The sequence below is a fragment of the uncultured Sunxiuqinia sp. genome (assembly GCF_947495665.1).
In the GTDB taxonomy this organism is placed as follows: domain Bacteria; phylum Bacteroidota; class Bacteroidia; order Bacteroidales; family Prolixibacteraceae; genus Sunxiuqinia; species Sunxiuqinia rutila.
Map to the genome: position 1 here is coordinate 140,376 of NZ_CANLZV010000002.1, position 24,786 is coordinate 165,161.

Sequence of the window (24,786 nt, forward strand, 5' to 3'; positions counted from 1 at the left end):
AGTAGTAATGCTAAAACTGGTAATATGATCTTATGCCGCCACATTCACTGGTAATTGAAATCCTTAAATTGTAAAAGATAGAAGAGTCTGCTTGCTTGCAGTTCGTGTAATTAGGTTAGTGCGGCAATATATTTATTTTTTCTTACACCGCAAAAATGATGTATAAAGGGTGATGTAATATGTGTTATCAAAGGTGAATGGGTGGGCGTGTTTCGAGATTAATGATGGTTGCGTAAAGTGCAGGAGATCAGGGCTGTGTGGATGTTGTTGGGCTGATGATGTGTGTTTGATGTATGGTAAAAAATAGCTCTTTGAGAGCAATTGTTCATTTTTACAGGCAAATGAATAGTTAATACAATGAAGAAGCTATTATTAACACTGTTTGTAATAAGTCAATTTGGATACGTTTATGCTCAGGTACTCCAAACATCTTTTAACGAAGGGTGGTTTTTTAAAAAAGAGGGTGCTACTAAGGATTCTATCCAGGTTGCACTGCCGCACCATTGGAATGATGATGCCTATGTAAGCAAAAACTATTATCGTGGAGTAGGTGAATATTCCAAGCGTTTTGTTATCTCTGAAAATGCTGAAAAGACTCAGCAATATCTGTACTTTGAAGGAGTGAACTCAAGAGTGGATGTAATAATAAATAACACCCATGTACTTACACACTCTGGCGGTTACACCGGGTTTTATGTACACCTTACACCACATTTAAAATACAATTCATCGAACGATATTCGCTTAATCGTCGATAATACGAATGATAATTTGGCTCCGCTAAGTGGTGATTTTACCATATTTGGTGGAGTGTATCGTCCGGTTTGGCTCATTGAAAAGAATGACATTAGTTTTGAGCTGGATAGTCTTGGTGGAAAGGGACTGCTTTTTTCTATCGATGAGGTATCTGATAAACAGGCCAAAGGGGAGTTGCAATTATCCATTAATAATACATCGCGTAATGAGGAGTTTGTAACGGTTGAGGTTCAGGGGTTTGATCCTAAGAAGCAAGCCGTGTTTGATTTATCAGTTCGGAAAAAAATAAAAAAGGGGAGTAACCAACTAAAGGTTACTTTACCTATGCTGAAGCGGCCCATGCTCTGGTCGCCCGAAAAACCAAATTTATATACGCTTGATGTTGTATTAAAAGACAACAAAGGTAAAGTTCTTGATCAACTGAAAGAAACGATTGGTTGGCGTTGGTTCGAAATAGGAGCTGACAATGCGCTTTATTTAAATGGTAAGCGAATCAAGCTGATGGGAGCCAGTCGTCACCAGGACCGCGAAGGGTATGGCATTGCTTTGTCTGATGTACAGCATGCGGATGATATAAAGGTATTGAAATCGATGGGCGCTAATTTTATCCGTTTAGCCCATTATCCGCAAGCAGAAGCAGTTCTTGATGCCTGTGATGAGTATGGCCTTTTGGTGTGGGAAGAAGTGCCTGTGGTTGATTTGGTTAATGATAATCAGGTGTTTTTCGATAATGCAGAACGACAACTACGAGAAATGGTACGCCAGCACTATAATCATCCCTCGGTGGTTATGTGGGGCTATATGAACGAGGCAATTATACAGGTGCCTCACCGCATAAAAGATAATAGTGAACGCCAGGAACGTTATGCAGCAACCGTGCGATTGGCAAAGCATCTGGAAAGGGTTTGTAAATCGATAGATCCTAATCGCCTAACTGTTATGGCTTACCATGGAACGACATTATACAATGAAATTGGTTTAGCCGGCATAGCTGATATTTCGGGTTGGAACCTCTACGATGGCTGGTATGGTGGCGGACTGGAAGGGTTTGAAACCTTTGTATCGAAACAGCACCAGGAGTATCCAGAACGTCCATTGATCATCTCTGAGTTTGGTGCCGGATCAGACAAGCGTATACACACTTTAAAGCCTCGGAAGTTTGATTTTTCTATCGAGTATCAGCAATTGTTTATGGAGCATTATTGGCCGGTTATTCGCGATTCCGCTTATATAATGGGAGGAGCCATGTGGAATTTGGTGGACTTTAGTTCAGCCTTGCGCAACGAATCCATGCCACGCATCAACAATAAAGGGCTCATGTACGGCAACCGTGAGTTGAAGGATGTATTCTTCTACCAAAAAGCATTTTTAAGCGATAATACGCCTGTACTGCATTTGGCCACAAGAGACTGGCAGCAACGGATGCTACTCGATTCGGATAGCAAGCAGGCGATCAAAGTGTACAGTAATCTTCAGGAAGTGGAGTTGCGAATCAATGACGTTAGTTTTGGTAAAAAAGAGACGAATAACTTCACTGCACAGTGGGAAGTAGAGCTCAACGAGGGAATTCATAAGCTTAGTGTACAAGGACTGTTTAATGGTGAAGAGGTCAACGATTTTACGACACTGGAGGTCAGCTATCTCCCAAGGCGTATTTCGGAAAATGGTATTGTAGATATTAGCATCAATGCGGGTAGCGACGCCTACTTCCATGCCGATGGTTCAAGTTTGGTTTTTGTGCCAGACATGCCTTATGAGAAAGGAAGCTGGGGATATATAAATGGGGAGGCAATGAAGCGGGGGGACCGCCCTGGAACAACTGCTGAGATTAAAGGGTCTCCCGACGATCCGCTGTTTCAAACTCGCCGCGAGGGCGAAATGACTTACCAGTTTGATGTAGAGCCAGGTACTTACGAGTTGACGCTTGGCTTTGCCGATCTGAATTACTATGGTCAGCCGCTCGCTTACGATTTAGGAAATAGCACGTCCAATGATCAACAAATTAGCGTGTTCAATATCGTTTTAAATGGGCAAGAGTTAGAACCCAACTTTTCACCAGCCCAAATTGTAGGAGGCAACCACGCGTTGCTCAAAACCTATGTAATAGCTACTGATCAGCCTTTTATAGAAGTGAATTTTACCCCTGTAAAGGGGCAACCATATGTTAACAGCTTAAGAATTAGAGCTAAATAACTTTAAAATCAATTTTCTATGATTAATCGACTACTTATTTTTTTCCTGTTGGTCAGCAATATTGCGCTGGCACAGGATGCTAAGAAGGTCTCGGGTGAAATTCGGGACAATCTTGGGTATGGACTGCCTGGTGCAACCATTCTGGTTAAAGGAACAATGAATGGAACCACATCGAACATGGATGGTCAGTTCGAACTGGACAATGTACAATCTACTGATGTGTTGGTGTTTTCATTTATTGGATTAAAAACACAAGAGTTAGTTGTTGGTGAAAAAACTTCTTTTGCCATTACGCTTGAGGATGAGACGAGTGACTTGGAAGAGGTTGTGGTAATAGGTTATGGTACAAGCAAATCGAAAGACTTAACCTCTCCAATTGCAAGCATTTCAGGTGATGAGCTTACTTCCGTAGCAACATCATCACCAATGGGTGCAATTCAAGGTAAAGTGGCAGGTGTTACCATTGTTAACTCAGGTGCTCCGGGTGCCGGACCTTCAGTTACTATCCGTGGTGTTGGAACCCTTCAGGGAACTAACCCATTGTATGTTGTTGACGGAATGTTCTTGGACGACATTAACTTTTTGAGTCCGAATGATATCGAAAGTATGTCCGTACTAAAGGATGCATCAGCTGCCGCCATTTATGGTGTGCGTGCTGCTAACGGGGTGGTTTTAATTACTACAAAAAGTGGTGTTAAGAACCGAAAAATGAATATTACCTATGATGGTTATTATGGTTTGCAATCTGTAACTCAGCGCCTGGAAATGGCTAACTCATCGCAGTATGCAGACTTTATGCGTGCTTCAGGTGTACAGGGCTATATCAACCAGGTAGATGCTGCCATTGAGCGATATGGCGGTGAAAACGGCGTACCATCTGTTTCTACCGATTGGTACGATGAGTTAATTCGAACGACCGCTCCTGTTCATAACCACAATGTATCGCTCACCGGTGGTAACGATAAGTCGGCTTATGCCTTTAGTTTAGGTTATTATGGTCAGGATGGAATAATGGATTCCGATGGCAACTATAACCGGATTAACTTAAGAGCAAAGGTGGATTATGACGTGTCCTCAAGTTTAAAGGTTGGTTTTGGTACCCTGTTAACTCAGGAGGATCGCATGATTGATACCAACCAAGCCTGGTTTCAGGCTTATGTGAGCAACCCAATGTTTCCGGTTTACGATGAATCGTTACCTGATGATGAGGGTTATCCGGTGAAGTTTGGTAACCCACATAACCTGGGCTACAGTACTTATTATAATAACCCGGTGGCAGTGGCTCACTATAATCGCGATAATGAGTCGGCTATTACGCGCTTTTTACCCAATATTTATGCTGAGCTAAGGCCTTGGGAAACGCGAGATATCGCTTTTCGATCGGCTTTTAACGCCGATTTTAGTTATGGAGCTGCTTCCCATTTTATTCCTGAGTACGCAGTTGGAAACAATGAGCAGACGATCAATGCATTGAGCAAAACAACCAACTGGAACTACGACTACATCTGGGATAATACAATTACAGCCAAAAACAATTGGGGCAAACACAATTTAACCTCCATGGTTGGTTTTTCTGTACGCGAAGAAAACTACCGTTGGATGAGAGGTACTGCTCAAGGCGTGATGAATGATGATTATTTAGATTCGGGTAATGAGGAAACAAGACGGGTATATGATGGCGGTTCCCGTTTTAGAGGAATGTCTGCTTTTGCCCGTTTCTCATACGACTTCAATTATAGATACCTGCTTTCGTTAACGATGCGTGCTGATGGTTCATCGAAGTATCAGGAGAAGTGGGGGTATTTCCCTTCAATTGGTGCAGGATGGGTCGTATCAGAAGAGAGCTTTGCAAGTGGATTAAAAAACTGGAAGTTTGATTACCTTAAAGTAAGAGCATCATGGGGTATACTTGGTAACGACCGGGTTCCTTCCAATGATGGTTTTGCTTCAATTGCAACTGGTGGCCTGGGTGATTCTGGAATTTTTGACAGCGTCCTTGTTCCCGGAATGATCAACAACTCACGTTTTAGCTACCTGAAATGGGAAGAAGTAAACGAAACAAATATTGGTATCGACACAAAACTGTTTGACTCCCGTTTAAGTGTTGAAGCTGACTACTACCGGCGCGATACAAAAAATGCAGTCGTGAGTCCACGTGCAGCCTTTGGTAACCCTTCGGTTTTGCAGAATATTGGAACTATTCGCAACTCAGGTTTTGAAGCCATGATTAATTGGTCGGATAATATTGGAAAAGATTTCCGCTATTCTGTAGGTGCTAACATTACAACTATCAATAACGAGGTTGTTGATTTAAATGGTAACCCTTATATCGAAACGGGCTCTGCAGAATTTCCACAACGCCATGTGGTAGGGCATGAAGTTTATTCATTCTACGGCTGGGAAGTTGCTGGAGTGTACCAAAATCAGGCTGAGATTGATGCCGATCCAATTGCAAAAGCCAATGGGTTAACTGCTGGCGATTTCAAATACGTAGACAGGAATGATGATGGTGTTATCGATGGGAATGACAGAACATTGTTAGGAAGTCCAAACCCTGACTTTACCTATGGCATCAACATCTCAGCCGGATACAAAGGATTCAACTTATCGGCTACTTTCCAAGGTGTTCAGGGTGCTACCATATTCAACCGCCGACGCGCAGATATTAATAAGCATGGAAGCAATAACCTGGATGCTAATTTAGTGGATGCGATTTGGACAGGCGAAGGTTCGACCAACAATACGCCTTCAGCAGCAGGTATGTTTAATCCATGGAATACAGGAAGACTGAATAGCTTTTTCCTGGAAGATGGCTCATATTTCCGTATTCAGAATGTGCGCTTGTCTTATGATTTGCCAAAAGCATGGATGGAAAGCGCACATATTGGTGCAGCGCAAGTATTTGTGAATGCCGATCGTCCTTACACTTTCTTTTCCAGCAATGGATTTACGCCAGAAGTGCCAGGAGGTATCGATCAGCAGGTATATCCAATACCGTCGGTTTTCACTGTAGGAGCGCGCGTAACATTTTAATTAATTTCCAATACTTAGCAGATGGCAAATGCTCGTTTTATTTTTGAGTAAATCTTGAGTTGGGCAGGCATAGGCTATACTGTTTTAGAAATAAACAATTATGAAGTACATGAATAAATATATCGTATTATTATTGGGAGTACTGATGTTAACTTCCTGCGAGGACTGGTTGCACATTGTTCAGGAAGGCACCATCCCAACAGAAGACATCGACTATACCGATTCTAGTCAAATGTATGCACCTGTATCTGGCGTATATGCGAATGCACGTCGCAAACTGGCTCAATGGGAAATATGGCCATTACTAAATGTGCGTAACGATGAGGTAACTAAAGGTGGTGGCTCTGTTGCCGACCAGGGTACTTATCTGGATATCGAGAACTTTAATTATGATGCAGTGAAAGGCTTCTGGGTCTTGAATAACACCTGGAATGCTTATTACCAGATCGTTATTGGAGCTTATAATAACATCGAATTATTGAATCGTTTTCGGGAGCACTTGACTACTGATGATCAATTAGTACTGGCCGATCAGTATGAGGCTGAGATCGTATTTCACCGCGCTTTAGCTTATTACATGATTTCGAACCTATGGGGTGATGTGCCTCTTATTGATGCGGAAGATGTAAACTTTGCTTTTCCTTACCGCAGCAGTCAGGCCAAAGTGCGTGCAGCGATTCACGAAGATTTGGACTTTTGCATTACCCACCTTCCCGAAAGTCAACCCGTAAATAAAGGGGCAGTTACCAAGTACACAGCAATGACATTAAAAGCTAAAGTCGCTTTGTTGGAAGGTAATTACGAGCTGGTGAAAACCTTGACTGATGAAATTATCGCTAATGGTGGATATCGCTTGTACGAAGATTACTACAATTTATTTAAGATTCCTGGAAAACTATGTTCAGAGTCAATTTATGAATTGCAGTTTACTGATTTTGGCAATGGAAGCGGTGACCAGGTTTATGGAGGAGCTTGGTTCCAGCACCAGGGGCCACGTAATAATAAAGCACCTATTTCCGGATGGGGTTTTATGTTATTGGAGCCTGAATTTATTCAGTTTATGAAAGACAGAGGTGAGACAAAACGTTGGGATGTAGCAGTTCTGGAATCAGATGCTGTAACGCCAGCCGGAGATAATATCAACTTATTTCAACCTGATTATATGGACATTAAAGCGCATTATAACGGTAAAGCCTATGTTCCTAAATCTCAAATCACCGAAGGACGGAACGATTATGGTTCGAACAACAACATTCGCATCTTGCGATATGCTGATGTGTTGCTGATGAATGCCGAAGCCAAAGTAAAAGTGGGGGGCGATGCAGCTACACCATTTAACGAGGTACGTTTGCGTGCTGGTTTAGAGCCAATCAGTAACCCGACTATTGAAGATATCCTTGATGAGCGTCGTGCGGAATTCTCAGTGGAGTGGGGCGAGCGTTTTAACGACCTGGTTCGCACCGGAAAAGCCGCTGATGTATTACCTGGTTTTGTTGCTGGTAAACACGAGTTTTTACCAATTCCAACCAGTCAGGAGGATTTGAACCCCAATTTGTTAGCTCCTGTTCAGGAATAATAATCAATCATTGTTAGTATAGGGTAGAGGGGGGTACTCCTCTACCTTTTTTAATACCAAATTTTAAATAAACGTTCGAGATAACATTAAACACAAATGAAGTCGCTATGTTAAATAAAATTATCTATAAAGGAACTCTTGCTGTTTCACTTCTGGCAGTAGTAGCTTGCTCGCAGCCCAAAGAGTATAAAACGATGTGGAAAAGCTACAGTGGTGATCCGGTAATTGAGCATAAAGTGGATTCAGTACTGTCACTGATGACCCTTGATGAGAAAATTGGCCAAATGAATCAGTATTCCGGAAACTTTGCGCCAACCGGAGAGGTAAGTGATAATAAATCAGGGGAGTACCTTAAAAAAGGGATGATTGGTAGTACCTTCAATGTGTTTGGTGCCGACTATGTGCGAATGCTGCAGGAGCAGAACATGAAGCACTCGCGCTTGAAGATCCCGATGCTATTTGCAGCGGATGTAATACACGGATTGGAAACAACCTTTCCTATTCCTTTGGCAGAGGCCTGTTCCTGGGATTTGGAGTTGATGGAAGCAACGGCCCGGGCAGCAGCTGAAGAAGCTACTGCTTCAGGCGTAGCCTGGAACTTCGCGCCTATGATTGATATTGCGCGCGATCCTCGTTGGGGGCGCGTTATGGAAGGTGCCGGGGAAGACGTTTATCTGGGGTCTTTAGTGGCTCAGGCCCGTGTAAGAGGTTTTCAGGGAATTGATAATTATACCGGGCTAGATAAAGGAAACACCATGATTGCTTGTGCCAAGCATTTTGTAGCTTATGGAGCTGCACAGGCAGGCCGCGATTATCACACCACGGATATCTCGGAGCACACATTGCATGAAACTTATTTCCCTCCTTTTCAAGCAGCCATCAACGAAGGCGTTGGTTCCTTTATGACCGCTTTTAACGATTTAAACGGCGTTCCATGCACCGGTAACAAATACTTATATACCGATATTTTACGCAAGCAATGGGATTTTAAAGGGTTGGTTGTAACCGACTATACAGCAATCATGGAGCTGATTGCCCATGGGTACGCACAAGATTTGAAACATGGAGCAGAACTGAGCTTAAATGCCGGCATTGACATGGATATGATTAGCGAGGCCTTTGTTGGGTATTTGCGTGAATTAGTGGAAGAAGGCAAAGTTTCAGAGGCGCAGATTGATGTTGCCGTTGCCCGTATTTTGGAGATGAAATTTTTACTGGGACTGTTCGATGACCCTTATCGTTATTGCGATGCACAGCGCGAGAAAGAAGAAATAATGAGCCAAGACAAGCTGGAGTTAGCGCATAAAGCTGCTCAAGGATCCATTGTCCTGTTGAAGAATGAGAACAATGTTCTTCCATTAGATAAAAAGTCAGCTAAACGTGTTGCTTTGATCGGACCGTTTGTTGATGAGCGTGAAAGCCTGAATGGAGAATGGGCCATGAAAGGCGACCGCAAAAAATCGGTAACCTTACGCGAAGGCTTAAATGCTAAATATGCTGGTTCCAACGTCAAATTTAACTATGCTGAAGGTACTAAATTGCCTTTACTCGATCGGAGAACACAAAAAATAACGCCTGTTAATAGTGCTGATAGAAGCGGTTTTGCCAAAGCTGTTCGAGTCGCTCGTAACAGCGATGTGATTTTGGTCGCAATGGGAGAAAACTTTCACTGGTCAGGAGAAGCAGCTAGTCGTACAGATATTACTTTACCCGGAAATCAGCGCGAACTGCTAAAAGAACTGAAAAAGACAGGTAAGCCAATTGTGCTGGTATTATTCAACGGACGTCCGTTGGATTTATCATGGGAAGCTGAAAATGTGGATGCTATTGTTGAAGCCTGGTTTCCTGGTATTATGGCCGGTCATGCCGTGGCGGATGTTATAGCGGGAGATTACAACCCATCAGCAAAATTGGTAATGACTTTCCCTCGTAACGTTGGTCAGATACCTATTTTCTACAATGCAAAAAATACGGGACGTCCATATAACTCAGAGCGTCCGGCAGATTATCGTTCATCATACATCGATGTGGAGAACACGCCATTGTATCCTTTTGGATATGGTTTATCCTATACAAGTTTTGAGTACAGTAACTTGAAGTTGGATAAAGACTCCTTCTCTAAAGGAGGATCGATTAAGGCCTCCGTGGAAGTTGCCAATACGGGTAATTTTGATGGAGAAGAAATTGTCCAGTTGTACATTCAGGATATCACAGCCTCGGTAACCCGTCCGGTTAAAGAGCTTAAAGATTTCCATAAAGTGGCCCTTAAAAAAGGCGAACGGAAAACCATTGAGTTTACCATCGATGAAAAGACCATTGAGTTCCTCGGTTTAGATCTTAAGCCGATTGCTGAATCCGGTGATTTTAATCTGTGGATTGGGGCAAGCTCAGCTGACGAATCAAATCATGCAAACTTCAAATACAATTAATTGAGGGAAGCCCCGCAAGGGGCTTTTTTTATATAAGATATTACCACGTAAAGCAAAAACATTATGCGATACTTTTCAAAAACAATACTTCTATCCTTCAATGTGGCTCTGCTAGCTTCATGCGGCATCACGTCGAAAGATAGAAAAAGTGCCAAGCCCAATATTCTTTATATTATATCGGATGATCACGCGCTGCAGGCAATAGGTGCTTATGGTCACCCAATTACCAAACTGGCGCCTACACCCAACATTGACCGCCTGGCCAACGAAGGTGCGTTGTTCACCGAGAATTACTGTGCCAACTCGATTTGTGGCCCCAGTCGGGCAACTATTCTTACCGGAAAACACTCGCACGCCAATGGTTTGATGCGAAATGACAATACCAAATTTAATGGGCATCAGCCAACGGTTGCCAATATTTTGCAAGCCAATGGGTACCAAACAGCTATTATTGGCAAGTGGCACCTGAATACGCGTCCGGTCGGATTCGATCACTATCAGATTCTGAATGATCAGGGCGAGTACAATAACCCTGATTTTGTGACTAAGGATACGGTGCAGCAGTTCATGGGATATGTAACCAACCTGATTACGGATTTCACTAAAAAGTGGCTCGATGAGCGCGACGAAAGCAAGCCGTTCTTTTTAATGATGCAGCATAAGGCTCCTCATCGGAACTGGATTCCTGATGAAAAATATTACCGCTTGTTTGAGAATACCGAATTTCCTGTGCCCGATAACTACTTCGATAATTACGAAGGTCGCGAAGCGGCTAAGGTTCAGGAAATGAATATTTACCAACATGCCTACGAAGGCCACGATCTGAAAATGGTTGATGGTGTGGGCAGTGATCAGTTACTTTACGACCGTTGGCCACAGGTTTTCTTTGGTCGGATGACCGATGAAGAGCGACAAACATTTCTAGAAGCTTATCGTGAACGCAATGATGATTTTTACCAGACCGAACGCACGGATAAAGAAAAGGCCATTTGGAAGTTGCAGCGTTATTTGCAGGATTACCTGGCTTGTGTTCGGTCAATTGACGATAGTGTGGGAGAGATTTATGACTATCTTGAAGAAAAAGGACTGCTGGAGAATACCATCGTCGTTTACACATCCGATCAGGGCTTTTATCTGGGAGAGCATGGTTGGTTTGACAAGCGATGGATGTATGAGGAATCCTTCCGTATGCCTTTAATTATCCGCGACCCATTTGCCCCCAAGCAAGGACAAAAAGTGGAAGCGATGACGCAAAATATTGATTTTGCACCCACATTTCTGGATATGGCTGGTGTGAATGCTCCGGAAGAAATGCAGGGACATTCATTGCTGCCATTAATTGATGGAACCCCAACGGCAGAACCCTGGCGGAAATCACTGTATTACCATTACTATGAGTACCCTGGTTTTCATAGTGTGAAAGCACATAACGGGGTGAAAATGGGCCATTATAAGCTCATTCATTTCTACAAGGATAATGTTTGGGAAATGTATGATTTAAAAGCCGATCCAACCGAAATGAACAACGTGTACGGATTAGCCGAATATAATGACATTCAGCTTGAATTACATGCCGAACTGGAAAAACTGATTCACCAATACCAGGTGCCTCAAAAATATTTGCAGTAAGCATATGTAAATTAAATCGATATGCAGAATAATAGTTTTTGGAAAATATCACTGGTAGTGGTGCTCTTACAGATGGGCATAACTCAGGTGGTTGCTAGAAATAAACCCAATATCCTATTACTTATAGCTGAAGACATTAATCCATATCTTGGCTGTTATGGCGACACAACAGCCAAGAGTCCAACCATTGATGGTTTGGCAGAGCAAGGCATTCGGTTTAGCAGTATGTATTCGCCTGTGGGAGTGTGTGCTCCCTCACGGGCTGCTCTGATGACGGGTATGTTTCCAACATCCATTGGAGCCAATCATATGCGCACCGGTGGTGGCCCCAAAGCACATCCTTTTCGGATGCCCGCCTACCAGGTTGTTTTACCTGAAGGGATGAAGGCGTTTACGGAATATTTGCGCGAAGCAGGCTATTTTTGCACCAATAATCGAAAAAAGGATTATCAGTTTGCTAATCAGCTTACTTTTTGGGATGAGTGTCATCATAATGCAACATGGGAACACCGGTCTAAGGGCCAACCCTTCTTCTCGGTCTTTACCTATCTGGAGTCACACGAGCAAAAGCTTTGGGAAAGCAAGGATGATACACTTTGGGTAACGGCCGACTGGGTTGCAGCACCTCCTTATTTGTTGAATGATTCTGTTGGAAAGAAAGATTTGGCTGTAATGTACAGCAACATCTACAGGATGGACCAACGCGTCAAGCAAGAACTATTGAAAATAAAGAAGGCTGGCCTGGACAAGAACACGATTATCATTTTTATGTCGGATAATGGTGGCCCAATGCCTCGACAAAAGCGTTCGGTATACGAGCGTGGGACGAGAATTCCATTCATTGTTGTTTTCCCTGATGGAAAAGATCGCGGGAGCGTGGATGAGCGGATGCTCAATATGGCCGATATCCCTCCAACGATATTATCACTGGCCGGTATTGAACCACCAGAGTATATGGATGGAAAAGCTTTTATGGGAGATTTTCAAACCAATACGGGACGGGATTTTGTATTTTCCATTCGTGAGCGTATGGATGCGCGATACGACAAACAACTAAGTGTGCGTGATAAACACTTTCGATATGTGCGTAATTACTTGCCACATCAGCCGGAATACCTGGATGTAGGTTTTCGTTATAACATACCTTCGATGCGCCGGATGCTGGGAAATAAAGATCAACTAACGCCCGCGCAAGCATCGTGGTTTATCTATCCTCGGCCTAAAGAAGAACTATACCATACGACTGAGGATGTGCATGAGATGCATAACCTGGGTACAGACTCAACTTATGCCGATCAGCTGCATAAAATGAGAAATCTGGCTGATCAGGTTGAGGAAAACTATTGGCCCTTCAAAGAACTAACCGAATATGAGTTGATCGATTCCATCGGTAATGTGAAAACTTTACGTGTGGATAAACCGGCGATTATTCGAAAGGGCAATACCATTCGGTTAAGCTGTTCAACGAAAGGTTCATCCATGGTTTATCAGGTGAATGGTGATGGTAATAAACTATCACATTGGAGGTATTATACCCATCCTGTTCAACTTAAGCACGGAGATACGCTTAGGGTAGTGGGGGCCAGAGCTGGGTATTTGGAAAGTGAGGCCTTAATATATCTGCATAATAAATAATTAAATTGAAACACATGAATTTAAAAATGATACTCAGTCTGGCATTGATCGCTTGTGTTATTCATGTTGAATCCGTGTTGGCTCAGGATTACGCTGCCTATAAAAAGAGGACTTTTATAGAAAACGGAGATACCTTAAATTACCGTATTCTGTATCCTCAGAATTACGACGAAAACAAGCAATACCCTGTTGTGTTGTTTCTGCACGGAGCAGGAGAGCGGGGAAGTGATAATGAGCGTCAGCTAAATTTAGGTGGCGATCTGTTTTTGAATGAAAAGCTTCGCAAAAAATACCCGGCCATTGTCATTTTTCCTCAGTGTCCGGTGGATACGATGTGGACAGCCCGTACGAAACATAAGGATGCGCAGCAAAATTGGGTATTTAATTTCCCCGTGAGTAAAGTGGCTCCGCGTCCGGCTGAAATGGTTAATTTACTGGTAGAAGAGTATATGGAGACCCCATCTGTCGATAAAAATCGGGTCTATATTATGGGCATCTCAATGGGAGGTATTGGTACCCTTGAATTTTTACACCGCTGGCCAGAAAAATATGCCGCAGCTGCCGTAATTTGTGGGGGACATGATTTTCGCATTACCGATAATTATAAGCACCTGCCAATTTGGTTCTTTCATGGTGAGGCCGACGATGTGGTGCCACATCACTACTCTTATGAGGTATACAAAACAGTGCGTAAAGGGAATAGACGAACTCGTTATACCAGTTACCCAAATACGAATCATAACAGTTGGGATAAGGCACTTGCGGAACCTAAACTATTAAAATGGATGTTTAATAATCAAAAAGAAAACTAATGAATAAATTGACATACGCTTTGATTGGGGCTTTAATGTTTGTTACGACCCTATTGAAGGCGCAAGAGGTTGTACCTCAAACGTATTGTAATCCGTTGGATATTGACTATACCTACATGGTTTACAATTCCAGCCGAAATATTTCTTACCGCTCAGGCGCCGATCCGGCCGTCGTTGAGTTTCGTGGAGAATATTACATGTTTGTAACCCGTTCATTCGGTTATTGGCATTCAACCGACCTGGTGAATTGGGAGTTCATAAAGCCTGCACAGTGGTTTTTTGAAGGCTGTAACGCACCTACCGCATTCAACTATAAGGATTCTGTATTGTATTTTGCAGGAGACCCCGCTGGTTACGGAAGTATACTGTATTCCGACGATCCGAAAAGTGGTACATGGACGCCTACGGCTTCAATTTCCAAGAATATCCAGGATTCGGAATTGTTTATCGACGATGATGGTAAAACCTATTTATACTGGGGCTCCTCAAACGTGCATCCTCTGCGTGTTAAGATGCTGAATAAAGATGATCGCATGCTTGAAACTGGTGTAACGAAAGATTTGATTAACCTGGTAGAGGAAGAGCATGGTTGGGAGCAGTTTGGCGAAAATAACTTTCACCCAACGTTAAAGGAGGGGTATATGGAAGGTGCTTCCATGACCAAACACAATGGTAAATACTACTTGCAATATGCGGCTCCTGGTACGCAGTTTAACGTATATGGGGATGGTGCATACGTGGGAGAAACACCTCTTGGTCCATTTAAATATATGAAGAATAATCCCATGTGCTTTAAACCGGGAGGATTTACCAACGGAGCTGGCCACGGCATCACCGTGAAGCAAACGAACAATCAATATTGGCACTTTGCCACCATGGCCTTGGCTTCTAATTCGCATTGGGAAAGACGTTTGTGTATGTTCCCAACCTACTTCGATGATGAAGACCTGATGTATTCCAATACCCACTATGGTGATTATCCACGGTATGCACCAAATCATCCAACCAAAGCTGGTGAGCATTGTGGTTGGATGTTGCTTTCATATAAAGGTAAAACAACGGTGTCATCCGCTATGATGCAAATTAAGAAAAGTACATCAACCGATGGCAATTATGATATTACGGAGATGCCAGTGGAGAAAACTGCCGAAGGACAGATTGTGTCAAATGTTTTAACTGACGAAAGTCCAAAGTCGTTTTGGGTGGCCAATGCGAATGACGATCAACAGTGGGTGCAAATTCAGATGCGTGCTCCGGGGAAAATTTATGCGTTTCAACTAAATTATCACGATCACGAGTCAGGTATTTATACACGTACCGAAGGCTTGCGTCATCAGTTTACCATAGAAGTATCCAACGATGGGAAAGAATGGCAAACTGTAGTAGATAGAAGCAATAGCTATAAAGATGCACCCAACGCATACATTGTATTGAACCAGCCTGTTGAAGCCCGATATGTACGTTACAATAACGTAAAAGTCCCTGGTAAAAACTTAGCCATATCTGAAATAAGGGTTTTTGGTAAAGGATTTGGTAAAAAGCCATCTGCTGTTAAGGGATTTACAGTTCAACGCGAAGAGGACAGAAGAAACATTACGCTCAAATGGTCGCCGGTAAAAGGGGCACAGGGCTATAACATCCGCTGGGGAGTTGCACCCGATAAGCTGTATCAATCTTGGCTAATCTATGAGGACACCGAGCATTTTATGCGTTGTTTAGACCGCGATACGGAATATTATTTTTCCATTGAAGCCTTTAGCGAGAATGGTGTTTCAAGTTACACCAAACCGATACAGGTTAAGTAATAGAGAGAAAAGGATAGTGTGATACGAGCCATGAGCAATAAACTCCCACACGAGTATGATTGGATTTGGCAAGTAGCATAGAACCATTGAAAAATAAATTATAGACAGATGAAAAAACTAATTCTGATACTTGTTGCGACAATGATGGTTTGGAGTGCAAAAGCTCAAAAAAACGATCAGGAAATTATAGAAGAACTATTGCATAACACCGTAAAGTTTTATCAAATGCTCCGCGCTGACAATGGACTGTACCATGATTTTGTGAGTACCCATGGCGAAACCAACCGCGGTTCGGCAGCCAATATTGGTATGGGGCTGGTTGCCCAATGCGTTGCAACCGAAATGGGATGGACAACATCGGCCGAAGAGGAGATCGTTGAAACACTAGAGTCGGTATTGGGCCATAATGATAAAAGAATCAAATTAGAACGGACTGCAGAGAACTGTTTTATTCATTTTTACGATATCGAAACAGGTAAGGCCATGGGACAAGACTGGAGTCCTATTGATACTGATTTGATGCTTGGAGGGGTATTGTTTGCCAAACGTTATTTTAACGCTAATGAGCAGATAGCAAAATATGCCGATGAACTATTTAATATGGTTAATCAGTCGTTGTTTGTGGGAGATTGGACCAAGGGGCAAATTTCGTTGAAAATGAAGACTGATGGTTCGCCGGCAGGAAATTGGACATTGCCTTACAATGAATATATGCTTGTAGCATGGATGGCTAAAAATCAGGCAAAAAGGAAAAATGATCCGGCAAATAAACTGTGGAACGAATGGTATGGAACGCCAGAAAACCTCCCGTATGCAACCTATACATCGCGCTCGGGAGACACATTTAAAGTGCCGACAGATCTAAAGGTGACACGTGAATTTACCTCGAATTTTACCTTCATGTTTAACTATATTTTTGTGCATGAATTTTCTACCAGTAAATGGTATCAGGAAGCCATGCGTCAGGCCGCCTTGGCCGATCGTGCCTGGTGGCACGACAGAACTGATTTGGATGACATGGGTAAACAGCCCTACGAATGGGGTACAACGGCAGGTGTTGGTCTACGTGAACGAGAAGGAAAGTTAGAGGAAGGCTATTGCGTGGATCGTATTTGTGCTCTCAAAGATGTGGGAACTAAGCGCGATAGAAATAAAGGAATGAACGTAGCCTTGAGTGCTCTGGCGGGGTATTCACCTGTATTGCCGGATTTAGTTCGTAAAGATCTGATAGCGATGTATCGCGATCCACGTGGATTAGGGAAAATGGCTTTGCCAGCTCGTGAAGGTATCTCCGATGGTGGTGATTATATCCTTTGGAAATACAGCTACAGCGATTTGAATTGGCGTCCTTCAAAAGTTGAAGGTGTTGATTATGCATGCATGTTGCTTGGTTTAGCAGCTTTGCCAGAAATGTTGGGTGTTGAGTTTTTTCAGGAATACAATGACTTCTTTAGTACTGAAAAGCCAAATTATCAGCGACGAAAATAGTTAATACCTGCTTTTGCAGGATTTTTGAGAAAGGTGCAGCGGAACACAGTTTCGTTGCACCTTTTTTTATGTTCGCTCAGCATGAGCGATAACTCTAGGGAACCTGCCTTGATGGAGGGAAGTGTTAGCCTGAGACAAGGGTGTCCATTGTGAAATGAAATTTGAAGGAAGTCGCCGGTAAATTCCATTTCACAATTGTATGCTTTACGCGCACAATTCATCAAGGACCGGAAAGGCTGCTGACGACTGAAAAAGGTCATTATTAGCGACCACATCAAAGCAGCCATGTGCATTGGGTATCTGTTGCCTAGAGCTTCTTTAAAACAATTAAAGTTGAACTGGTTTATCACCAAAGATTCTTTGATCAGGAACATGCTAAACTAATCTTGTTTTGCTGGACTGAAACCTGGTATAACAAAAGAAGTAGGCATTTGAGTTTAAGACACAAAATAATAAACGGATACAGGCAAGTGGCCGATAAGCAGAGGGCAGCGGTGTGCTTCTTAACTGGCCGTACAGTTTTTGTTGCATATCCAGGTCGGTGGTATTTCTTGTGGGGGCGATAAATCACCTATAACAATATTAAAGAATATTTCTTACACTAAGAGTACAACACCATTCAATTAAAAACAAATTGCGATCCGTCAAGCCAGTTTTAGGGCAGGGGATCACGCTCTCCACCTTGGGGGTGATGCTTACCGCTGGTTTTTTAGGGGTATTTGTTTGGGCGGTCACCGATTTCTCAATTTATGAAGGTCTGCTACTTGGTTCCATCGTTTCATCAACTGATTCGGCAGCTGTGTTTTCCATACTCCGATCTAAAAATCTGGCCCTGAAAGGAAACCTACGACCAACTTTGGAGCTGGAAAGTGGTAGTAACGACCCCATGGCTTATATTTTAACGATCGTTTTTACAGGCATTGTAGTTAACCAAGAGGCTAGTTTGTTGTCTATTTTCCCGATGCTTCTGCAGCAACTTTTGCTAGGTGGTATTTTGGGTTTAGTAATTGGTAAACTGGGGAGCATTGTGATTAACCGGATAGAGCTGGTTTACGAGGGCTTGTACATCGTTTTAGTTATTGCAATCATGTTTTTTAGTTTTTCGGCGACCAATTTTATTGGAGGGAACGGCTTTCTGGCTGTATACATCTCAGCTGTATTTCTTGGAAATCAAGAATTGATACATAAAAAGTCAATTCTAAAATCGTTTGACAGCTTTGCTTGGCTGATGCAGATTATTCTGTTCCTTACGCTCGGATTACTGGTCTTTCCAAAACAAATAATCCCTTTTGCAGGAATTGGTTTGGTAATTTCCATGGTCTTAATTTTTGTAGCTCGGCCACTTAGTGTTTTTATTAGTTTGATCCCATTCAAGATCCAAAAGCGAAGTCGTTGGTTTATCTCCTGGGTTGGGCTTAGAGGAGCCGTTCCAATTGTGTTGGCTACCTATCCGCTGATTTATGGAGCCGAAAAAGCGCATGCTATTTTCAATATCGTTTTCTTTATTTCAATTACTTCGGTTTTAATTCAGGGAACAACTCTTTTGGTTGTTGCCAAATGGTTGGGGCTAACTTTGCCCGAAAACTTAAAGCCCAGAACACAAACCGATTTGGAATTAAACGACAGCATCAAGTCCAAGTTGAGAGAGGTGGTAATCCCAGCAACAAGCTCGGTTGTTGGGAAGCAAATTGTCCAAATCGGGCTTCCCAAAACGTCCTTAATAGCAATTATTAAAAGAGAGGAGAACTACATTACACCGCATGGAGCGACCGTATTGAATGCCAATGACAAGTTATACCTATTGGCCGAAGACAACGATTCGGAAAACGAGGTACTAACTTGCCTCGATATTCCTCTTCTTAAGTCGGAAGATTAGTTACTATAGCTAGAATAGAGAAAGAAATTAATTGTATTTTCACTTGGCGAAAAACAGTGTTTTACAACATTAAACGGATGCATTTTTCGGTATAAATTTTAACTTTCTTTGTTGAGATGAATAAGAGAAATGGCTTCGTGCCATTTTTAAAACTAAAAAAGCCAAACCGATTTGGCAAATCTGTAAAATGAGAAAGATTTCAATACAAGATATAGCTGAAGAATTAAAATTGTCCAAGGCAACTGTTTCACTCGTGTTGAATGGGCGGGGAGATGAAAAAAGGATTCGTAAGGAAACTCAGGAGAAGATAAAGAACTATGCAAAGTTGCACAATTACCGTCCAAATCAGTTTGCCCGGGGACTTAGCCGGGGGAAAAGTGAAATGGTTGGTTTGATTATTCCGAATATCTCGGACAACTTTTACGCCCGTATTGCAAGCCGGATAGAGCAAAAGGCCAGGTTATCGGGCTACACGGTTGTGTACAGTAGCTCAGGAGAAAATCCGGATCGGGAAAAAGAACTTATTCAAACGATGTTGGATCGGCAAATCGATGGATTGATCATCGCTTCAACTCAGAAAAATCAAGAAGAGATTAAACGATTGAAGAAGATGAATTTTCCTTTTGTATTGATCGATAGGCATTATCCTGAGATTGAAACCAATTTTGTTATTGTGGACAATGCTGGCGGAGTTGTTAGCGCTGTCGATCAGCTCGTCAAACAGGGAAGAACGCGAATTGGCTATGTTTCTTTACAATCAGATTTGGAAGCTATCCATCAGCGAACAGAGGGATATTTACAAGCAATGAAAAAACATGGACTTCCTGTGGAGTCATCATTTATTCAGGAAGTTAGTCCGGAGTCCTATGAAGTGGAAATGAGCCAGGCAATTGCTCATTTGGTTGAGGCAGAGCCGAAAGTTGATGGGATTGTGTTTGCAACACACTATTTAACTGCAGCAGGACTGCGTAGTCTAAAAAAGAAAGGCTTGTCGGTACCTGCTGATGTTGCAGTAGTGAGCTACGATCAGATGAACGCATTCGACTTAATTGAACCGCCTATGACCTGTGTCATTCAGCCTGTTGATGAAATTGGAGATCGGGCTGTTAATATCTTGTTGGATACGATGAGAGAAAATGAAACAAACAAACAGCTTGTTCTTAAAACTGATTTTGTCGTTCGGAAATCCTGTGGAGGGTAGAATTTTTTTGACTAATTGCTAAATCGGTTTAGCAATAGAAGTGAAGAAAAAAAACGTCGAAATCTGAGAGCTGGAAAACATGGGAGAATGAGGTAAGACGTATTGTATTGGTTCTGATATTTTGATTCAAAACGTATAAAAAATGAAAACAATCTTTTTAAAGACATTTATGGTATTGCTGGTTGCTGTTAATGCCAGTCCATTAATTGCCCAAAATAAGACTGTGGTATTTAACTATCATAAACCTTATCAAACCAAGTATGCTGATGGTGTTCTGCTAGCTAAAGCCAGCGTTGAATCAGCATCAGTCAAAGGATATGACCAGTTGATTTTTGATCGTGGTTATCGTACTGGTTTCACTCAGCAGCATGATACAACCTGGCTTTGGTTGCCGGTAATTGGGCAGCCGGAAAAAATCCAGTTCACATCTGCATCGCAGAAAATGAGTCATCAACAACTATTTACTCCCTTAGTTTCCGATGATTGGGGGTATTTCAAAAATGGACGGATTCATGTTATTTGTTCTTCCCACCAGGATATTGCCTGGATGAATACGCCAGACTCGTGCCGGCATGAGCGCGTTCATGATATTGTGCTTCCTGCTCTTGACTTGATTGATGAACATCCCGAGTTTAAATTTGAGATGGAGCAGAGCCTTAATTTGATGGAAGCGATTGAAGATGCACCCAATGAACAGCAACGAATTATCAAGTCCTATCAATCGGGGAACTTTGAGTGGGGAGCAACTTTTACGCAGCCTTACGAAGGATTGGAGTCCGACGAGCAGTTGGTCAGACAAACTTATCTCGGACGCAAGTGGATCAAGGACAATTTGCCGGGGATGGATGCTAAAGTTGCCTACAACATTGATGTTCCTGGCCGATCGATTCAGGTACCACAAATACTAAGCAAAGCAGGCATTGATTATTTGTTCGTTTCCAGAATGAAAGAGGGTTTTTACAACTGGCACAGTCCGGATGGATCAAAAATTTTGACCTACAGCCCGGGTAATTATGGATGGTCTTTGCTTATTTATAAATACTTGGAAGAAGATGCGATTACTGCACTTCAGAAGTTAAATCAGGTGTTAAAGAACTGGAACGACTATTATCAGGAGCATCATTTGCCTCCTCATTATGCTCTGGTTATTAGTACTGATGCCGGTGGTCCCAAGTATTACGAGGAGGTCATTGGAGAATGGAACAAGATTGCCAGCAAGTCAAAAGCGGGTATTCCACAAATACAACATTCAACGGCCGATGAGTTTCTGAATGAGATCAACACACCCGAAGCTCGTTTTGATTCAATCTCTGGAGAACGCCCAAACCTTTGGGTGTATATTCATGGTGCAGCACATTACGAGGCTATTAAAGCAAAGAAACAAGCTGCGGTAAATGTGCCAGCTGCAGAAACGTTTAGCACAATTAATAGTTTATTAGAGAATAGCTTTGAGGAATATCCTCAGAAAGAATTGTTTGAAGCCTGGTATAAATCAATTTATCCGGATCACGGATGGGGAGGTAAAAACGGAGCAATTACCGACAGCATTTTTCAGGCTTCGTTGGAGCAAGGCAATGAAATAGGTCAAAAGATTCTTCGGACGGCATTGGAAAATATATCGGACAAAGTGAGCTTGCCCAATAAGTATAACGTAATTGTTTACAATGATTTGTCGTGGCCCCGGAATGGGACTGCCAAAGTGGATATTTCCGGATTAAAAGGAGATAATTGGGTTTTGGTAGCTCCTGATGGAGAAATTGTTCCTGCTCAAATCGTAGAAAATCAGGAACTGGTGTTTCAGGTCGAAAATGTTCCATCGATTGGCTATAAAACTTATCAGTTAAAACAGGAGAGGAAAAAGGCTGAAGTTTTGGAAGTTACATCCAACTATTGTGAAAATGATTTCTACAAGATCACTTTTGGAAATGGCGGAATAACAAGCTTGTATGACAAGCAATTGGAGAAGGAGATGATCAATTCAACTCGTTTTGCTGCGGGTGACTTACTTTACATGGGCTACGACGGCCATGGTGCTGGCGAATTTGTCCAGGTAACTGAACCAAACCTGACAGATTTTGAAGAGCTTCATCAGAAAAGTGTACAGTGGGAGCAGGTTGTAAATGGTGATATTTTCTCCGTTTTTCAAGCTTCTTACCAAATGGCAGATTTCAAAGTTATTCAAAAGATAACCGTCTATCATCAGAAAAAACAGATTGATTTTGAGTACAACATCCCCGATTGGAGTGGAAGGCATAATCGGCAAATTCGGGCTGCTTTCCCGCTGAATATGAAAGAAGATGCGCAGGTTTCCTATGATGTTCCTATGGGGATGATTCATGTTGGGAAGGATGAAATGACTCAGCGTCCGAAAGGATGGGCTTGGGGTGGAACTTATTGGCAGAAGCCGGCAGAAATACGTCCGAGGGAGATTCAAAACTTTATGACCGCAAGCGATTCGCAAGCTGGGGTCACTATATCAACCAATGTTGTGACTGCCGATTGGGTTGATCCGACGCGGGAAAAAGCGGACTATACCATCTTGAATTTCGTGCTGCTATCAACGCATAAAAGTTGTCATGGGCTGGGAAACTGGTATCATCAAACAGGAGCGCATCAGTTTAAGTTTTCTCTAAACTCACATGAGCCAGGTTGGAAAAACGGCTATCATTTTGGGGTTGAAGAAAATCACCCTTTTCATGTTGTGCAGCGGGAGGGCAAGCAGCAAGGAGCACTCCCAATTGAAAAAGGCTTTGTGACAACTTCTGATGCCTTGACGAAAATTACAGCACTAAAGAAAGCTGAAAATGACGATAACGTTGTGCTTCGAATCCTTGAAGTGGAGCGGCAAAATAAGGAGGTTTCAGTGACTACCAATTGGAATGCTGAAGCCGTTTATCAGACCAACTTAATTGAAGAAGCACCAACCTTGGTGCCTCACACAGCCAATGAATTTAAAGCTAAGTTGAAAGGAAGTGCGATTGAAACTTACAAGCTGGAATTAAAATAAAACTAAACGGAAAAAGATGACACGGAAACTGATTATTACGACGCTCACTGCATCATTTGGAGGTTTGCTTTTTGGATTTGAAACGGCAGTTATAAATGGAGCTCTTCCATTTATAACCCAGTTTTTTAGCCTGACAGATGCCATGAAAGGAGCAACTGTAAGTGCTGCTCTTGTTGGGTGTATTGTGGGAGCTTTGGCTGCTGGAAGACCAGCAGACCGCTTTGGACGGCGAACGCTTCTTCGTGTATTGGCTTTATTGTTTTTAATCTCGGCTATTGGTACAGGCTTTGCCGCAAACATTCAGGCGTTTATTATTTTTCGTTTTATTGGAGGAATTGCAGTTGGTGGTGCTTCCGTTATTTCTCCCATGTATATTTCCGAAATCTCTCCGGCTGAATACCGGGGGCGGCTAACTGTTTCTTTTCAGTTGGCAGTGGTTGTAGGAATTTTATTTGCATTCTTCACGGACTATTTGCTGATCAATACCGGCGAAAAGAATTGGCGCTACATGATGCTGTCCATGGGATTGCCAGCGATCGTTTTTTACGTGCTCCTCTTTTTCATCGATCGAAGTCCTCGTTGGCTAATAAAAGAAGGGAAACGAGAAGAAGCAATTGAAGTCTTTAAGCATTTAAATCCGGAAGCAGACAGCGAAAAATTGGTCGAGGAGATTCAAAAAACAATTGATAAAAAAGCTGTTCAAAAGTTTTCGGTTCTCTTTAAAAAGGACTACTCAAAATTGTTGATTATTGGGATTGCCGTTGGCATGTTCAACCAATTTACGGGGATTAATATCATCATGTATTATGCAACCGATATCTTTCGGTCGGCGGGCTTCTCGACAGATTCGGCAATCGGGCAGACGGTGCTTATTGGTTTGGTAAATCTCATCTTTACAATTTTGGCGATGCGGCTTATTGATAAGATTGGAAGGCGAAAGCTTTTACTCACCGGAACATTGGGCATGGCTTTCTTTTTAGGCTTGTTTGCCTATGCTTATTTATCTGATGCTTTTAGCTCCTGGATGTTGCTTGTCTCGTTAATCTGCTTTATTGCCTTTTTTGCTTCATCGCAGGGGGCAGTCATTTGGGTGATTCTTTCCGAGATTTTTCCAAACAACATTCGGGCACGAGGAGCTTCTGCCGGATCATTTTCTCATTGGTTTTTTAACGGACTAACCACCTTTCTGTTTCCAGTTGTTATTGGCTTGTTCTCCGGATCGAAAGGTGTTGGTTATGTATTTATCTTTTACTCAATTATGACCTTTCTAAGCTTTTTCGTTTTCAAGAAATACTTGATGGAAATGAAAGGAAAAACGCTGGAAAGTATGAAATAAGAATAGTGCT

General features: G+C 42.4%; 13 protein-coding genes. All 13 read left to right on the forward strand.

Annotated features, from left to right (window positions below; translation table 11 throughout):
* Window positions 1-357 precede the first annotated feature (357 nt).
* The 13 genes from Q1A18_RS03480 (at window position 358) to Q1A18_RS03540 (ending at window position 24,776) form a co-directional block, all read left to right on the forward strand.
* Window positions 358-2,949, forward strand: a complete 2,592-nt coding sequence (locus tag Q1A18_RS03480; protein ID WP_299577419.1) for a glycoside hydrolase family 2 TIM barrel-domain containing protein — start codon at window positions 358-360, stop codon at window positions 2,947-2,949.
* A gap of 18 nt (window positions 2,950-2,967) precedes the next feature.
* Window positions 2,968-5,982: a TonB-dependent receptor gene (locus tag Q1A18_RS03485; protein ID WP_299577421.1), complete on the forward strand. Its 3,015-nt coding sequence runs from the start codon at window positions 2,968-2,970 to the stop codon at window positions 5,980-5,982.
* 109 nt (window positions 5,983-6,091) lie between these two features.
* Window positions 6,092-7,558, forward strand: a complete 1,467-nt coding sequence (locus tag Q1A18_RS03490) for a RagB/SusD family nutrient uptake outer membrane protein (protein WP_299577423.1) — start codon at window positions 6,092-6,094, stop codon at window positions 7,556-7,558.
* A gap of 107 nt (window positions 7,559-7,665) precedes the next feature.
* Entirely contained in the window at window positions 7,666-9,987 is a 2,322-nt protein-coding gene (bglX, locus tag Q1A18_RS03495; RefSeq protein WP_299577425.1) for a beta-glucosidase BglX, read from the forward strand.
* A gap of 63 nt (window positions 9,988-10,050) precedes the next feature.
* Window positions 10,051-11,616 carry a sulfatase gene (locus Q1A18_RS03500; protein WP_299577427.1) on the forward strand — a complete coding sequence of 522 codons (1,566 nt, stop codon included), beginning with the start codon at window positions 10,051-10,053 and terminating at the stop codon, window positions 11,614-11,616.
* A 21-nt stretch (window positions 11,617-11,637) separates the two neighbouring features.
* A complete protein-coding gene (locus Q1A18_RS03505; RefSeq protein WP_299577429.1) occupies window positions 11,638-13,251 on the forward strand; it encodes a sulfatase in 1,614 nt (537 codons plus the stop codon).
* Window positions 13,252-13,265: 14 nt separating this feature from the next.
* On the forward strand, window positions 13,266-14,063 hold the full coding sequence (locus Q1A18_RS03510) for a prolyl oligopeptidase family serine peptidase (RefSeq protein WP_299577431.1): 798 nt from the start codon (window positions 13,266-13,268) through the stop codon (window positions 14,061-14,063).
* The gene (locus Q1A18_RS03515) at window positions 14,063-15,868 is read left to right on the forward strand and encodes a family 43 glycosylhydrolase (RefSeq protein WP_299577433.1); all 1,806 of its coding nucleotides are present in this window, start codon (window positions 14,063-14,065) and stop codon (window positions 15,866-15,868) included. Before Q1A18_RS03510 ends, Q1A18_RS03515 begins: the two co-directional genes overlap by 1 nt.
* A gap of 108 nt (window positions 15,869-15,976) precedes the next feature.
* Window positions 15,977-17,356, forward strand: coding sequence for a hypothetical protein (locus Q1A18_RS03520; RefSeq protein WP_299577435.1), 1,380 nt, complete (start codon window positions 15,977-15,979; stop codon window positions 17,354-17,356).
* Between the two features lie 634 nt (window positions 17,357-17,990).
* Entirely contained in the window at window positions 17,991-19,232 is a 1,242-nt protein-coding gene (locus tag Q1A18_RS03525) for a potassium/proton antiporter (protein WP_299577437.1), read from the forward strand.
* 187 nt (window positions 19,233-19,419) lie between these two features.
* Window positions 19,420-20,433, forward strand: a complete 1,014-nt coding sequence (locus Q1A18_RS03530) for a LacI family DNA-binding transcriptional regulator (RefSeq protein ID WP_299577439.1) — start codon at window positions 19,420-19,422, stop codon at window positions 20,431-20,433.
* A gap of 142 nt (window positions 20,434-20,575) precedes the next feature.
* The gene (locus Q1A18_RS03535; RefSeq protein ID WP_299577441.1) at window positions 20,576-23,440 is read left to right on the forward strand and encodes a glycoside hydrolase family 38 C-terminal domain-containing protein; all 2,865 of its coding nucleotides are present in this window, start codon (window positions 20,576-20,578) and stop codon (window positions 23,438-23,440) included.
* 16 nt (window positions 23,441-23,456) lie between these two features.
* Window positions 23,457-24,776: a sugar porter family MFS transporter gene (locus Q1A18_RS03540; RefSeq protein WP_299577443.1), complete on the forward strand. Its 1,320-nt coding sequence runs from the start codon at window positions 23,457-23,459 to the stop codon at window positions 24,774-24,776.
* Window positions 24,777-24,786 lie beyond the last annotated feature (10 nt).